Below are 13,391 nucleotides of genomic sequence, written 5' to 3'. Positions count from 1 at the left end.
TCACCGTCGTGGGCGCTGTGACCGCGCCGATCGAGGCCGGAAGTGGTGGGTCGCCCGTTCGTCTCGGCGATGCGTTCCGACGGTTACGGACCGCGCCTCATCCGGTCGGATATCCGTCGTTTTCGTATACAAAAGATATTTTTCCGCCGGAGCAAAACATACTCATATGAGTACTCAGGCGACGGAAGATCGTATCCTCGAGGTCCTCGAGGAGGACGCACAGGCGTCCTACGCCGAGATCGCCGAGCGGGCTAGCGTCTCGAAACCCACGGTGCGAAAGTACATCAATCAACTCGAAGAGGAAGGGGTCATCGTCGGCTATTCCGCCGACATCGACCCGAAGAAGCTCTCGAGTCAGACCATCGCCCTGGTCGGACTCGACGTCGCGAGCGAACGCTACGTCGAGGCGACGCAGGCGATCAAGGAACTCGAGGAGGTCGAGGCACTGTACAGCTCCAGCGGTGATCACATGCTGATGGCCGAAGTTCGCGCCGAGGACGGCGATTCGCTGGGGGAAATCATCGCCGACGAACTCCTCGAGATAGACGGCGTCACCGCGGCCCATCCGTCGTTTCTGCAAGAGCGCCTGAAGTGATTTCTCCCCGCCCTCCTTGTTCACGGCTGATACCGTCCGCCCCGTGATGTGGAACTTGCCGCTTTCACGACGTCGTCAGACCGCGTCTGATAGCCCGCGAGATCGCATCTGACGAACGCGTTTGCAGACACCGGATCGGTGTCTGTCGGGAGCGCAGTATCCACGGGTCGTTCCGTCGGGACCGACGTTTTGACGCTCGCCACCGTAGGGCCAGTCGATCCATGCCCACGTACGAACGTGAAACGACGGTCGACTCGCCGTTCGAAGACGTCTGGGAGTTCAACTCGCGGATTTCCGGCCTCGAGGCGGTCACACCCGATTGGATGCACCTGCGCGTCGAGCGCGTGATCGGTCCCGACGGCGAGCCGTCTCCGGACGTTCTCGAGCCGGGTTCGGAGGTCGCGCTGTCGATCCGCCCCTTCGGAGTCGGACCGCGCCAGCACTGGACGTCGGTGATCACTGACCGCGAGCGCCACGAGGGGTCCGCGTACTTTCGCGACGAGATGGTCCACGGGCCGTTCGACCGGTGGGAGCACACGCACGCCTTCTACGCCGACGACGACCGAACCGTCGTTCGAGATCGGGTCACCTACGAACTCCCGCTGGGCGGGATCGGCGATGCGATCGCGCCGCTCTCTCGGATCGGCTTCGAGGCCATGTTCCGGGCCCGCCATCGGCTCGCGAAAGCGCGACTCGAGTGACCGATTGCGACGGGTCCCCGGAGGTCGGTCCGTTCAGATTTCATCGCGGGCGTTCGATGGGTGTACCAAGATCGTTTTGACCGTCGCACCGGTAGCGTCGCGTATGACCGACCGCAACGGGCTGGAGCGCCGGGGACTTCTGTGTTCGCTCGGGGTGGGGCTGGCCGCCGGTTTCGCTGGCTGCCTCGGGGGCGAGCAGCCAGAAGACGACGGCGAAACACAACCACAGGTGTACGAGCCCACGATCGAGAACGTCGACGAAGGACCGTTCGCGTTCCCCGAGGGACACCGGTGTGCGGTCTGTAACATGCCAGCGACCAAGTACTTCGGGAAGGGCCAACTCGTTCACGAAAACGGGTTGGCGGCGGTGTTCGATTCGCCGGGCTGTCTGTTCGCGTATACGGTATCGTCGACGCCGGAGTCGCCGATCGCCGGCGCGTGGACGACCGACTACGAAACCGAAGAGCTCATCGACGCGACCGCGGCCCACTTCGTCCTCATAACCGACAAGGAGGCCGCCGACGATCCGATGGGCATCGATCCGCGCCCGTACGCCGACCGCGAGGACGCATTGGCATTTCTCGAGGAGTGGGACGCGGAGGAGTTGACCGAGGACGACATCATCGTCGGCCTCGAGGACGTCGACCTCGAAATCGCGTCGATATACCGCGACAGTCGGCTTCCGGACGAATAACGGACCGGCCGCCACCGCCGCCGGCGCGCCCGGGCCGGTTCCGGAACCCGTTTTACCGCTCGAGCGAGTGCGATAGCTGTGCGCGTCGACCACGAGGTGTCGCCCGCCGCCGCGCTCGCCCTCGCCGTGTTCGCCACGAGCACCAGCGCGATCCTGGTCCGGTGGAGCGTGGCGCCGAGTTCGGTCGCGGCGTTCTACCGTGTACTCTTCACGACGGCGCTGGTCGCGCCCGTCGCGCTCATCTTCCACCGCGGGGCGTTCGCACGGCTCTCGCTCCGCGATCTCGGGGGTGCTGTCGTCGCCGGGGCGGCGCTCGCGGTCCACTTCGCGGCCTGGTTCGAGAGCCTCGCACACACGACCGTCGCCGCGAGCGTCACGCTGGTCCAGAGTCAGCCGTTGTTCGTCGCGGTCGGCGCGGGGCTCCTCCTCGGCGAGCGCGTCGGCCCGAAAACGGTGCTGGGTATCCTCGTCACGATCGCCGGCGCGGCCGTCATGACGGTCAGCGACGCAGGAACGACGATCCTCTCCGACGCGACGCTGTACGGCAACGCGCTCGCAGTGCTCGGTGCGGTGACCGTCGCCGGCTACGTGCTAGCCGGCCGCTCGATCCGCCAGCGCGTTCCGCTGTTCCCGTACGTGACCGTCGTCTACGGCGTCTGTACGGTCGCGCTGTTTCTCCTGGTCGGCGTGCAGGGCCACACGTATCTCGGATATCCGACCCGCGAGTGGCTTCTCTTCGTCGGGCTGGCCGTCGGCCCCGGCATCATCGGCCACACGGTGAGCAACTGGGTCCTCGAGCACCTCGAGTCGGTCGTTGTCAGCGTCGCCTGGCTCGGAGAGCCGCTGGGTGCGACCCTGCTTGCGGCCGTCCTGCTCGGCGAATATCCGAGCGCTGTCACGGCCCTCGGTGCAGTCGTCGTGATCGCGGGAATTGCCCTCGTAACGCTCGATCGAGCTCGATAGCACGTGTCCGCTCGGAGCGCGAGATCCCTCGGAAGACGAGCCACACGGGCGAAACGATCGGCCGATCAGGTCACTGGACGTCTCTCTCGCCGATGGCGTCGAGTTGGCCGGCCTCGACGTCGCCCTGGAGTCGGTGACGCCGTGGCTCGAACTGGCGGGAGTGCGGACTGCCGACGGCGTGAACGCGGACACGGCGGCCGACGACTGAGAACGGGCCGCGGCTCAGTCGTCAGTGCTCGCGTCGACGGGTTCGATCCCGACGTCGATCTCCGCGGCGGCGGCCTTGTACTCCGGAATCTTTGCTCGGTCGTCGAGGACGTGATTCGTGAGCACGTTGGCCGACGCGGCGGCGAAGTGCGGCGTCGTCCAGACGACGCCCTCCTTGGTGTCCTCGGTGACGTGAGCCTCGAGCGTGATCTCGCCGCGTCGCGAGCGGAGCCGAACGGTCTCACCGTCCGCGATACCGTAGCGTTCGGCGTCGGCGGGATTGACGTCGACGAAATTCTCCGGCGTCTGCCGGTTGAGCGTCGGCGACCGGGTGCTCATCGTGCCGGTATTGTAGTGTTCCTCGAGTCGCGCGGTCGTGAGGATCAGCGGGTAGTCGTCGTCGGGCGTTTCGGCCGGCGGTTGGTGGGCGACCCCCTCGATGTGACCGCGGCCGCTCTCCGTGTCGAACGCCTCCTCGTAGAGGTAGGGATCGCCCTCGTCACCCGGCTCGTAGCAGGGCCAGTGTCTCCCCTCCGTCCCGAGTCGGTCGTAGGTCATCCCGTGGTAACTCGGACAGACCTGCCTGAGTTCCTCGAAGACGGCTTCGGGGTCGTCGAAGTCGAATCCGTCGCCACCGAAGAGCCGGGACCCGATATCGCGGAGGATTTCGAGATCGTGTTTCGTGTTCTCGTGAACCTTCTCGACGCCGCGCATACGCTGAACGCGGCGGTCCGTGTTAGTGACCGTTCCGCCGCGTTCGGCCCAGGTGGTAGCGGGAAGGATCACGTCGGCGTACGCGGCCGTCTCGGTCATGAAGATGTCCTGAACGACCATGAACTCGAGGTCCTCGAGCCGTTCGGCGACGCGGTTGGCGTCGGGCTCGCTCATCACCGGATTTTCGCCCATGACGTACAGCCCCGCGACGGATTCGCCGGCTTCCGACGTGATCTCGACGTTCGTGAGTCCGGGCTCGTCCGGAACGTCGAACCCCCAGACGTCCTCGACGGATTCGCGCGCTGCGTCGTCGTCGACGAGCTGATAGCCGGGCAACACGTTCGGCATCGCACCGACGTCACAGGTACCCTGAACGTTGTTCTGTCCGCGCAGCGGGTTGACGCCCGTCCCCGGCCGTCCGAGGTTGCCCGTGATCAGCGCCAGATTGATCTCGTTTTGGACGTTGTCGACGCCACAGGCGTGCTGGCTCATCCCCATCCCGGTGAAGATAGCCGCGTTGTCCGCCGTCGCGTACTTCTCTGCCGCTCGCTCGATATCCTCGAGAGGGACGCCACACTCCTGGGCCGCCGCGGCTTTGTCGAAGTCCTCGAGCGTCCGTCGCAGGTGTTCGAACCCTTCGGTGCGCTCCGCGACGAACGTCTCGTCGATCCACCCCTCATCGGGGTTCGCGTCGTGTCTCTCGAGGATCGTCTTGAGAACGACGTTCAGCAGGGGGATGTCCGTTCCCGGTTGTAACTGCAGGTGCTGGTGACGATCCGTCTCGTCGATTCCGAACGTTCGCGTCGTCTTGTTCGCGTGCGGATCGACCTGGATTACCGTGGCTCCCTCGAGGACGGCCTGCCGGAAGTACTGACTGTTTGCGATCGGATGTTGCTCGCCCGGATTCGCCCCCTGAATCCAGAAGAGGTCGGCAGCATCGCGGAGGTCCTGCATGCTGTTGGTCATCGCCCCCGCACCCAGGCTCGTCCGCAGCGCCCAGACCGTCGAGGCGTGACACATCCGCGTACAGTTGTCGACGTTGTTGGTGCCGTACCGGCGAGCCAGCTTTTGAAGGAGGTAGTTCTCTTCGTTCATCACCTTCGAAGACCCCAGAAAGCCCATCGCGTCCGGACCGTACTCGTCTCGAATCCGCTCGAGTTCGCGGACGATGTACTCGATCGCCTCCTCCCAGGTGGCCTCGCGGAATTCGCCGCCGTCCTCGATCAGCGGATCCGTGAGACGGTCCTCGTGGTCGACGACCTCCGTGGCCGCTCCGCCTTTGATGCAGATGCGTCCCTCGTTGACCGGCGCGTCGCCCCAGGGGACGAACCCGACGTCGCCCGGCTCCGCACCCTGCTGGACCTTGATACCACATCCGACGCCGCAGTACGGACAGATCGTTTCGACCGGATCGCGTTTCTCACTGGCCATCGTTGTCCCTCTTTTCACCGTTACGTGCATGCCTCCACCCGAGCGTGCATGTTATTTTCTACCACGAGAAAGATATGTCCGTTCGACGGACGGATCGGGAACGAAATCCGACCGACGGGGTCTCGCCGGACCAGTGCGCCGACGAGGGCTGCGAGAGGGAAACGATGACAGGTACTCGCGAGAAAACGCGAGACGATGGAGTTCACGCGATCGGTCGCCGAAGCCAACGCTCGAGAGTACCGAGAGCACGAACCCCTGTACACCGTCGAACAGGAGACCATCGAGACGCTTCCGGCCGCCTTCGAGTCGGGCGAATACGGCCGTCGCGACGCGGCATGGGTCGTCAGGTGGTACTACCGGCGATTCCTCGGGGACTACCCCCACGACGAGCGACGTGGCGCGGAGGAGGCGTTCCGGGAGACGGACTTCGACGCCGTCCGTCACGCCATCGCCGACGCCGTCGACGCGACCGGGGTCACCGCCCGCTTGGACCGCCTGACCGATCTCGAGGCCGTCGACGTCCCCGTCGCCTCGGCGTTTCTCATGTTCATCGATCCGGAGAGATACGTCGTCGTCGGTCCCCGCGAGTGGTCGGCGCTTCGGACTGCCGGCGAACTCTCCCGTCCCTATCCGGATCCGCCGACGATTTCGGACTACGAGGCGTATCTCGAGCGGTGTCGGTCACTGGCGAGTCGCTTCGAGTGCGACCTCTGGACGCTCTACCGAGCGCTCTGGCGGCTATCGGAGTGACCGCACGATGCCTCGGACCGACGATCGGCGGACGCGGACCCGGGAGACGACCGGATGCTTTTACTCGCGGTCGACGAAGTGTCGAGCATGGCCCTCGAGACCGGCCGAGCGGAACGAACGGGGCTCGTCCTCGCAGGCGGCTACTCGAGCCGTTTTGGCGACGCGGACAAGGCCGTCAGCGACCTCGCCGGGACGCCGATGATCCGCCGGGTCGTCGACCGGATCGAACCGGTCGTCGACGACCTCGTAATCAACTGCCGCGCGGAGCAGAGACCGGCGATCCGGGCCGCACTCGAGGGCGTCTCGGACGCGTCGTTCGCGGTCGACCCGATTCCCGACCGCGGGCCGATGGCTGGCATCATGACCGGATTGCGCGCGTCCGAGACGACGTCGGCCCTCGTCGTCGCCTGCGATATGCCCTTCGTCGAGTCGGCCCTCGTCGATCACCTCTTCGCGCGAGTCGGCGGCCACGATGCGGCAGTCCCGCGCCTCGACGACCGGTGGTTCCAGACCACGCAGGCCGTCTACCGCGTCGATCCCATGGCGGACGCCTGCGAGCGCGCGCTGGAACGCGACGATCGTCGAATCACGGACCCGCTGTCCGAACTGGATTACGTCGTCGTCGACGAGCACGAGGTTCGCGAACACGCCGCCCTCGAGACCTTCGAGAACGTCAACACCCGCGAGGAATTCGAGGCGGCTGCGGCCCGTCTCGAGGCGGAGTGAGACGCGCCTACGCTTCGACGACCTCGACCACCGGGTCGTCGGCGATCATCCGCGCCAGTACCACTCGTTCGACGGACGGTGCTCGCTCGAGTAGCTCCGTCGCTATCTCCGTGGCGACCGCTCGCAGGTCGTCGTCGTCGACCTTGTTGAGCAGCGGGACGACCGTCGCCCCGTCGGGGACGCCTTTCAGTCCGCCGCGCTCGCTCGCGAGGACGCGAGCCACGTCACCTGGTCGAATCGGGTCGCCACGGTCGCGGCCCGTGATCGCCGCCACTCGCTCGGGTCGGTGGACGTGGTCGGCCGAAAGCGGACTCCCGACGGCTCGAACGCTCGCGATAGGGATCACGGTGTCGACGCGGCGGGGAAGTCGCGGTTCGCGATCGCCGGGCGCCTTGAACTCCCTCGTTCGGGCACCGTCTGCCTTGACGAGCACGAGGTCGGCACTCCCCGTCTCCGCGAGTCGATCGACGACGGTGGGGTCGTATCCACCGTACCGATCCGCTCCGTCCCGCTCGGGAACGACTCCAACGGGCCAGGAAGTCGTCTCCTCGAGAGCCGCGGCCGGATCGTCGGTCAGGAGAACCTGCGCCACGCGCCGATCGAACGGTGGGATTCGAACCGTCGCCGTCACGACCACCCGTCCGTTCGTCTCGCGGGCGGCGCGCCTGGCCAGCGCGTAGAGCGTCGTCTTTTTGCCCCCGGCACCGACGACGGCAACGACACCAGTCTCGGCCCGAAGCGCTTCGAGGACGTCCATACCGACGCTACCACCGTGGTACCCTAATCAGTTGGGTCGCCCCACTCGAGGCGGGCCATCGGTACAGTCGACACCGTTCGACCGGCAGCCCCTGGACGGACGGGCCAGTCCCTGCCGAACACCAGTTGTGGGGCTTCGCCACCGTGACGCTCGGCGTCGATTCGTCCGGTCAGACCGAGACGATCCTGGCCGATCCCTTCGCGGTGAACGCGCCGCGAGGGCTGGACCCTCGTCGAAGAAATCGAGGGGCCTCGAGTCACCGTGGGAGGGACAGTCCCAGGAGGCGGCGTCGGTGGCATCGAAGCGGCGCTCGATTCCCTCTTCGAGTCGAGCCCACGTCGGAGGGACGCCGAGTGTGATCGCGACGCTCCGAGCTATTGTTGCACGGGTTGTAACGTATTTCACCCCGGTTTCGCGTCCGAAACGGTCCTATCGAACCGATAAGTAACAGGTATCGATCGTTGTCTCTGGTAGAATGACCGATTACGGTAGACGGCGGTTTCTGACGTATGCCGGGCTGACGGTTGCTTGGGGAGGGGGTATCGCAACCGCAACTGACGTCTCCGAAGGCGCGGTGTCAGTCGGGTCGACGATGGCTGGAGGGGCCGACGGGTGGTCGATGAGGCACGGAAACGCGGGGAACACCGGCTCCGTCCCGAAGGCGGCCGGACCGGAACAGTCTGTTACCATCGCCTGGACGTACGAGAGCGAGGGTTCGTTCGCTGTGGTCGACGAGACGGTCTATCTCGTCGCGGCCGACGGCCGGGTTCACGCGATCGACGCGACCGACGGGTCACCCGAATGGAAACAGAAGATCTCGTCGGGAGATTCCGAGAGAGCGGTGGGGTCGCCGGCGGTGACTGCCGACACCGTGTACGTCTGTGGAGACCGAGCCAGTCCGACGCTAACGGCCCTCGACGCCGCGAGCGGGGACGTCCGCTGGCAGAAGTCCGATCTGGGCTACGAGACGAATCAAGCACCGATCGTCGCAAACGGGTCTGTATTTCTCGTCGTCGACAAGGTCCTGCGCGCTCTCGATGCGGACACGGGGGAGAAGCAATGGGACTTCAAGCCAAATCCGGTTACCGTCGATGGAGATGAGTACAGCGGTGTGTTGGGTAGACGGCCGGTCGCCGTCGTGGACGAGACCGTCTTCGCCGTGAGCAACAAACGACTGTTCGCACGGAACGCCGAGACCGGCGACGAGCGGTGGACGGATTCGTTCGCCGAAAACTGGGCAACCAACGGATTCTCCGGACTGCCGATCGCCGACGGCGGCGTCGTCGCGGCCACCAAAGCCGATACCGTGGTGCTCTTCGATACGAAGACGGGCGAGAAACGAGGGGAACTGTCGACCCGTTCGGCAGATGCGATGACCACAGCGCGCGTCTACGCGGTTGGAAACGCGGGTTCCGATAGCGGCGGACAGGCGGTCATCACCGGCTACGACCGAGAGACCGGTGAGAGCGTCTGGCAGTCCTCGGAGCAGTTCGCGTCGGTCGGGAGACCGATCGCCGACGACGGATCCGTGTACGCACCTGTCGAAAAACCGTCCGGGAAAACCGGTCTGATCGCCTTCGACGACGCGGACGGAAGCACCAAGTGGAGCGTCACCACCGACGCCCACCCGAAGCGGATCGCAGTCGCCGACGGGGCCCTCTACGCGAACGTCGACGGAACCCTACTGGCGATTCGGGGCGAAAACGCCGACGAGACTGAGAAAGAATCGAACGAGTCGAACGCAGAGAGTAACCCCGGGTTCACTCCCGGTATCAGCATCGCGAGCGGTGCACTCGCCCTCGAGTGGCTTCGCCGCCGACGGAAGTCCGACGAACGGACCGACTAACCGACGATATCTCGCCACAGTCGTATCGGGCCACCGTTCGAACGGACCGATCGGTCGGGATGCGAAAACGGCCGTCGTCGAGTCGTTACCGGTGATCGTCGTCCGACGGCCGCTCGGCGTACTCGATCGGGTCCCGAACGCCGACGTTCTGAAACGCCTGCAGGCGGAAGGCACAGGCGTCGCAGGTGCCACACGCGGGTTCGTTCTCTCGATAGCAACTCCAGGTGTGTTCGTACGGAACCTCGAGTTCCACGCCCCGCTGGGCGATGTCGGTTTTGGACCCGTCGACGAACGGCGCTTCGATCGCGATCTCCGTCTCGGGCTTCGTGCCGACGTCGACGACGCGCTCGAAGGCCTCGAAGAACGCTGGTCGACAGTCCGGATAGCCCGAGAAATCCTCGCTGTGGGCGCCGATGAAAACCGCCTCGCAATCGGCCGCTTCGGCGTAGGAGACGGCCATCGCGAGCAGATTCGCGTTCCGGAAGGGGACGTAGGAGGACGGTATCTCGTCGCTCTCTACGTCCGCATCGGCGACGGCCATCTCGTGGTCCGTCAGACTCGAGGCGCCGATCGCCGCGAGGTGACCGGTTTCGATCCGCAGGAAGTCCGCGGCGCCGAGTTCGTCGGCGATCCGGCGGGCGCACTCGAGCTCGCGGTCTTCGGTACGCTGGCCGTAGGACGTGTGCAACGCGTAAATCTCGTAGCCGCGATCGCTGGCCTCGAAGGCGGCGGTGGCGCTGTCCATACCGCCCGAGAGGAGGACGACGGCTCGTTTGGCGGTCGATTCGTCGGTCTCGGAATTCGTCGTGTGGGTGGTATCAGTCATCTCTGTGGCGTCGTCTCGGTGCTCGGCCGATCACGTCTCGGGGGCGTCGTTCCAGAGGTCGACGTGCAGTCGCGGCGTATATCGGAAGCCGTTTTCCATCGCGAGGTCGGCGACTCGCCGTCCGGTTTCCGCGAGTCGATCGCGGGTCGCCCCTTCGGGCATCAGGAGGACGTCCGTGTCCCGAATGCGCGCGTCGGCGGCCGCCCGTACGTCCTCGAGCAGGTCGCGGACCTCAGAAACGTCGTCGGCGTCGGTGACGACGAACTTCAGTTGAAATTCGTAGGTCTCGACTAACCGGGCGAGCGCGTCGAGGTCGATCCGATCGGTTTCGTGGCGTCGTTCCCATTCACCCGTTCCCGTCGGGTCGCGTTCGGGCGTCGGCGTGCTGCTCGAGAGTTTCGGGCTGATGGAGGCCAGGTCGATCGGTGCGTCCCGGTAGATCGTCCCGTTCGTCTCCACCGTGGTGTGGTAGTTCCGGTCGGCGAGCGCCTCGAGTAAGGTGGCGCTTGCCTCGTGGAGCAGGGGTTCACCGCCCGTGAGAACGACGTGGTCGGCGTCGTGCGAGTCGATCTCGGCGAGGATCTCCGCCAGACTCAATCGGGCGTGAGTCGGCTCCCACGAGGTGTGATACGAGTCACAGAACCAACAGCGGAGGTTGCACCCGCTGGTGCGGACGAACACCGAGGGGACGCCCGCGAGGATCCCCTCACCTTGGAGCGAGTAGAACAGTTCGTTGATCGGAAGCCCCACGGCGTCCAGATCGGCCGCTGTCTCGCCTTCGGTATCGGCCCCGGAACCGAGGTCGACGGAGTCGGAAACCGGCATCTCAGATCTCGCTCCCCCCGCAGAGTTCCCGCGTCTCACTGACCCGGACGGCGACCTCGGTGACCGTATCGGGGAGAGCCGCCTCGAGCTTTCGTTCGAGGACGACGCTCATCACCTCCGCCGTCGGCGGCTGCTCGAGGACCACGACGCCGTCGTCGTCGCCGGTCGCCTCGAAAGCCTCGACGAGCGGATCACCGGCCTCGAGCAGAAACATGTGGTCCCACTCGAATAGCACGTCTGTAATATCGCCTTTGTCTGCGACCCACCCCTCGTCAGTCAGGCGACCCGCGACCGAGACGGAGATTTCGTAGTTGTGGCCGTGCGGGCGCGAACACTTGCCCTCGTGGTGCTGAATGCGGTGCCCCGCACTGATTCGTATCGGACGGTCTCGGCCGACGTGAAGGAGACGTCGGTTTCCGGAAACCGATCCGTCGATCGCGGTGCTGTCGATAGACTCCGCCGGTGGCCGGTCGCCTATCCTCTCGGTCATATTCCGGTATTCTCCCGAGAATACTTAAAACAGCGGATCGGTTTCGAGTCTGCGTCGAACCGTCCTTCGAGAACGGATCGATGGGCCGTACGACGAGCGATACCGTCGTCAGAACGGCGTGGACCGTCGATGTGAGCGACGCGAGGAGGATCCACCCGTCTTCCTAATCGGCGGTTCGTTCGACGGACACCTGGAGAACCTCCCCCACGACCGGTGTTCTTGCGCGGCGAGATCGAACGGACGGTGTGTGGAACTTCGAGACGAATACCGATGCATCGATCACGTGACGGGCAACGAAACGGCGATCGACTCCGCTCGAGAAACGACGAGGGGAAACCGTTCCGAACACGGCGTTCCTCGATAGACGGCCGCGGACCGAATCCGTGCCCGAGACCGCGTCGTCCGATCCAACGGCCGAATTCGCCTAGTCTTCGAGTTGATCTTGCAGCCTGTTTTTGGCTTCGGTCCGCCGTTGTCGCGAAAACTCCGGTGCGTCGTCCGAAAAATCGATCTCGATCTCGTCGAGCGTTCGTCGGTAGATGTTCGTCCGCCGGCCCTCGTCGGAGAGTTGCCGCCCTTCGCAGGTCAATAGCCCGGCGTCGACGAGTTCTTCGATCCGGCGATAGCAGGTCGCGATCGGAATCTCGATGGCCTCGCTCAACGCCTGCGCGGATTTCGGCGTCCCCGCCGCGCACAGGATTTCCGCGCTGTATTTGCTCCCGAGCGCGGAGAGAACCACTGCTGAATCCGCTTCGTTATGTTCTGTTCGACTCCGAGACATACACTCTTCATTACCAATTATCTGAATTGAATCTTATGGTTAGCTGAGGCACCACTTTATATGTGTTTTAGCTGTAAGAACCGTGTTCGGGACGGAACGGTGACCGATCGTGATCCAGCCCGCGGTCGAGGGCGAGATACATTTGGGGGCTGGCCTCGAACGGGTCGGTATGGAAGTCGCGGTCGTCACGGTCGGCAACGAACTACTCGCCGGACGAACGACGGATACGAACGCAACGTGGCTCTGTGAGCGCCTCGACGATCGCGGCGTCACCGTCGAACGCGTCACGACGGTTCCGGACCGCGTCGGCGACATCGCCCGCGTGGTCAACGAATATCGAGCCGAGTACGACGCCGTTATCGTTACCGGTGGACTCGGCCCGACGCACGACGATCTCACCATGGACGGCGTCGCAGCCGCGCTCGGTCGGTCGCTCGAGACACACGACGTTGCACTCGCCTGGCTCGAAGAAAACGGGTACGACCGCCAGGATCTGGCGTCGGGAACGACCGACTTACCCGCTGGCGCGAGAGCACTCCACAACGAGGTGGGTGTCGCCCCCGGCGCGGCGCTGGAAGACGTCTACGTCCTCCCCGGCGTCCCGTCCGAAATGAAAGCGATGTTCGAGACGATCGCGGACGAATTCGAGGGACCGCCGAAGTACAGGGCGACCGTCGTCGCCGACGAACCCGAGAGCGCGCTCGTAGAGCGGATCGCCGACCTCCGCGACGGGTTCGACGTCACCGTCGGGAGCTATCCGGGCGAATCGGTCCGGATCGAACTCGAGAGCACGGACGAAGAGACCGTCGAAGAAGCGGCTTCGTGGCTGCGAAAACGGGTCGACCTGGTCTGAGAAGACGACCGCTGTCACGCGTCCCAGTTCGGGTTATCTGTACAAGTAGAGCAGCCAAGCGATGGTCACCAGCAGCCCCAGGACGAGTACACCCCAGCCAACTACGGCCATCGGCAACTGTGTTTCCGTCGCGAGAACGGCGTCGGTGAGTGTATTCATGGTCTGAGGTCGGGGGCCATCCCCCTTAATTGTTCAGAAACGCCGTCCGTCAGGTCTCGGTCGGCGGGCGGAT

General features: G+C 64.9%; 15 protein-coding genes. 8 read left to right on the top strand and 7 right to left on the bottom strand.

All coding sequences use genetic code 11. The features are described from left to right. Nucleotides 1–166 precede the first annotated feature (166 nt). The 4 genes from lrpA1 (at nucleotide 167) to NJT13_RS18930 (ending at nucleotide 2,953) form a co-directional block, all read left to right on the top strand. Nucleotides 167–595 (top strand): HTH-type transcriptional regulator LrpA1, encoded by a 429-nt coding sequence (gene lrpA1, locus NJT13_RS18945; RefSeq protein ID WP_254523368.1) that lies wholly within the window; start codon nucleotides 167–169, stop codon nucleotides 593–595. Nucleotides 596–816: 221 nt separating this feature from the next. Continuing rightward, complete coding sequence (locus NJT13_RS18940) at nucleotides 817–1,296, top strand: SRPBCC family protein (protein ID WP_254523367.1); 480 nt, start codon at nucleotides 817–819, stop codon at nucleotides 1,294–1,296. A 103-nt stretch (nucleotides 1,297–1,399) separates the two neighbouring features. After that, nucleotides 1,400–1,990 carry a nitrous oxide reductase accessory protein NosL gene (locus NJT13_RS18935; RefSeq protein WP_254523366.1) on the top strand — a complete coding sequence of 197 codons (591 nt, stop codon included), beginning with the start codon at nucleotides 1,400–1,402 and terminating at the stop codon, nucleotides 1,988–1,990. A gap of 72 nt (nucleotides 1,991–2,062) precedes the next feature. Next, the gene (locus NJT13_RS18930; protein ID WP_425499821.1) at nucleotides 2,063–2,953 is read left to right on the top strand and encodes a DMT family transporter; all 891 of its coding nucleotides are present in this window, start codon (nucleotides 2,063–2,065) and stop codon (nucleotides 2,951–2,953) included. Between the two features lie 222 nt (nucleotides 2,954–3,175). Here the strand turns inward: NJT13_RS18930 and fdhF are convergent, their stop codons facing one another. After that, complete coding sequence (fdhF, locus tag NJT13_RS18925; protein ID WP_254525491.1) at nucleotides 3,176–5,305, bottom strand: formate dehydrogenase subunit alpha; 2,130 nt, start codon at nucleotides 5,303–5,305, stop codon at nucleotides 3,176–3,178. Between the two features lie 195 nt (nucleotides 5,306–5,500). Between fdhF and NJT13_RS18920 the strand changes: the two genes are divergently transcribed. Together NJT13_RS18920 and NJT13_RS18915 are read left to right on the top strand one after the other, a co-directional pair. After that, nucleotides 5,501–6,055, top strand: coding sequence for a hypothetical protein (locus NJT13_RS18920; protein ID WP_254523364.1), 555 nt, complete (start codon nucleotides 5,501–5,503; stop codon nucleotides 6,053–6,055). An 87-nt stretch (nucleotides 6,056–6,142) separates the two neighbouring features. After that, complete coding sequence (locus tag NJT13_RS18915) at nucleotides 6,143–6,781, top strand: molybdenum cofactor guanylyltransferase (RefSeq protein WP_254525490.1); 639 nt, start codon at nucleotides 6,143–6,145, stop codon at nucleotides 6,779–6,781. Nucleotides 6,782–6,788: 7 nt separating this feature from the next. Here NJT13_RS18915 and yqeC read toward each other — a convergent pair whose 3' ends face one another. Beyond that, nucleotides 6,789–7,538 carry a selenium cofactor biosynthesis protein YqeC gene (yqeC, locus tag NJT13_RS18910; protein WP_254523363.1) on the bottom strand — a complete coding sequence of 250 codons (750 nt, stop codon included), beginning with the start codon at nucleotides 7,536–7,538 and terminating at the stop codon, nucleotides 6,789–6,791. Between the two features lie 475 nt (nucleotides 7,539–8,013). Here yqeC and NJT13_RS18905 point away from each other — a divergent pair, with 475 nt between their 5' ends. Beyond that, nucleotides 8,014–9,384, top strand: coding sequence for a PQQ-binding-like beta-propeller repeat protein (locus tag NJT13_RS18905; protein ID WP_254523362.1), 1,371 nt, complete (start codon nucleotides 8,014–8,016; stop codon nucleotides 9,382–9,384). Nucleotides 9,385–9,469: 85 nt separating this feature from the next. Here NJT13_RS18905 and queC read toward each other — a convergent pair whose 3' ends face one another. The 4 genes from queC to NJT13_RS18885 form a co-directional block, all read right to left on the bottom strand. Then, a complete protein-coding gene (gene queC / locus NJT13_RS18900) occupies nucleotides 9,470–10,210 on the bottom strand; it encodes a 7-cyano-7-deazaguanine synthase QueC (RefSeq protein WP_254523361.1) in 741 nt (246 codons plus the stop codon). Nucleotides 10,211–10,240: 30 nt separating this feature from the next. Next, a complete protein-coding gene (locus NJT13_RS18895; RefSeq protein ID WP_254523360.1) occupies nucleotides 10,241–11,035 on the bottom strand; it encodes a 7-carboxy-7-deazaguanine synthase QueE in 795 nt (264 codons plus the stop codon). Nucleotide 11,036: 1 nt separating this feature from the next. Next, entirely contained in the window at nucleotides 11,037–11,525 is a 489-nt protein-coding gene (locus NJT13_RS18890) for a 6-pyruvoyl trahydropterin synthase family protein (RefSeq protein WP_254523359.1), read from the bottom strand. A gap of 424 nt (nucleotides 11,526–11,949) precedes the next feature. Then, entirely contained in the window at nucleotides 11,950–12,306 is a 357-nt protein-coding gene (locus NJT13_RS18885; protein WP_254523358.1) for a winged helix-turn-helix domain-containing protein, read from the bottom strand. Nucleotides 12,307–12,475: 169 nt separating this feature from the next. On the opposite strand from NJT13_RS18885, the gene NJT13_RS18880 reads away from it, so the two are divergent. Then, nucleotides 12,476–13,159: a competence/damage-inducible protein A gene (locus tag NJT13_RS18880; RefSeq protein ID WP_254523357.1), complete on the top strand. Its 684-nt coding sequence runs from the start codon at nucleotides 12,476–12,478 to the stop codon at nucleotides 13,157–13,159. A 33-nt stretch (nucleotides 13,160–13,192) separates the two neighbouring features. Here the strand turns inward: NJT13_RS18880 and NJT13_RS23210 are convergent, their stop codons facing one another. Continuing rightward, nucleotides 13,193–13,318, bottom strand: a complete 126-nt coding sequence (locus NJT13_RS23210; protein ID WP_256549405.1) for a hypothetical protein — start codon at nucleotides 13,316–13,318, stop codon at nucleotides 13,193–13,195. Nucleotides 13,319–13,391 lie beyond the last annotated feature (73 nt).

Source organism: Natrinema caseinilyticum, assembly GCF_024227435.1.
In the GTDB taxonomy this organism is placed as follows: domain Archaea; phylum Halobacteriota; class Halobacteria; order Halobacteriales; family Natrialbaceae; genus Natrinema; species Natrinema caseinilyticum.
Note: the sequence above shows the minus strand (reverse complement) of the source record. Positions and strands in the feature narration are given on the sequence as shown.

Coding starts and splice junctions, on each gene's coding strand:
- lrpA1 (WP_254523368.1), top strand. CDS start 167: ATGAGTACTCAGGCGACGGAAGATCGTATCCTCGAGGTCCTCGAGGAG.
- NJT13_RS18940 (WP_254523367.1), top strand. CDS start 817: ATGCCCACGTACGAACGTGAAACGACGGTCGACTCGCCGTTCGAAGAC.
- NJT13_RS18935 (WP_254523366.1), top strand. CDS start 1,400: ATGACCGACCGCAACGGGCTGGAGCGCCGGGGACTTCTGTGTTCGCTC.
- fdhF (WP_254525491.1), bottom strand. CDS start 5,305: ATGGCCAGTGAGAAACGCGATCCGGTCGAAACGATCTGTCCGTACTGC.
- NJT13_RS18920 (WP_254523364.1), top strand. CDS start 5,501: ATGGAGTTCACGCGATCGGTCGCCGAAGCCAACGCTCGAGAGTACCGA.
- NJT13_RS18915 (WP_254525490.1), top strand. CDS start 6,143: ATGGCCCTCGAGACCGGCCGAGCGGAACGAACGGGGCTCGTCCTCGCA.
- yqeC (WP_254523363.1), bottom strand. CDS start 7,538: ATGGACGTCCTCGAAGCGCTTCGGGCCGAGACTGGTGTCGTTGCCGTC.
- NJT13_RS18905 (WP_254523362.1), top strand. CDS start 8,014: ATGACCGATTACGGTAGACGGCGGTTTCTGACGTATGCCGGGCTGACG.
- queC (WP_254523361.1), bottom strand. CDS start 10,210: ATGACTGATACCACCCACACGACGAATTCCGAGACCGACGAATCGACC.
- NJT13_RS18895 (WP_254523360.1), bottom strand. CDS start 11,035: ATGCCGGTTTCCGACTCCGTCGACCTCGGTTCCGGGGCCGATACCGAA.
- NJT13_RS18890 (WP_254523359.1), bottom strand. CDS start 11,525: ATGACCGAGAGGATAGGCGACCGGCCACCGGCGGAGTCTATCGACAGC.
- NJT13_RS18885 (WP_254523358.1), bottom strand. CDS start 12,306: ATGTCTCGGAGTCGAACAGAACATAACGAAGCGGATTCAGCAGTGGTT.
- NJT13_RS18880 (WP_254523357.1), top strand. CDS start 12,476: ATGGAAGTCGCGGTCGTCACGGTCGGCAACGAACTACTCGCCGGACGA.
- NJT13_RS23210 (WP_256549405.1), bottom strand. CDS start 13,318: ATGAATACACTCACCGACGCCGTTCTCGCGACGGAAACACAGTTGCCG.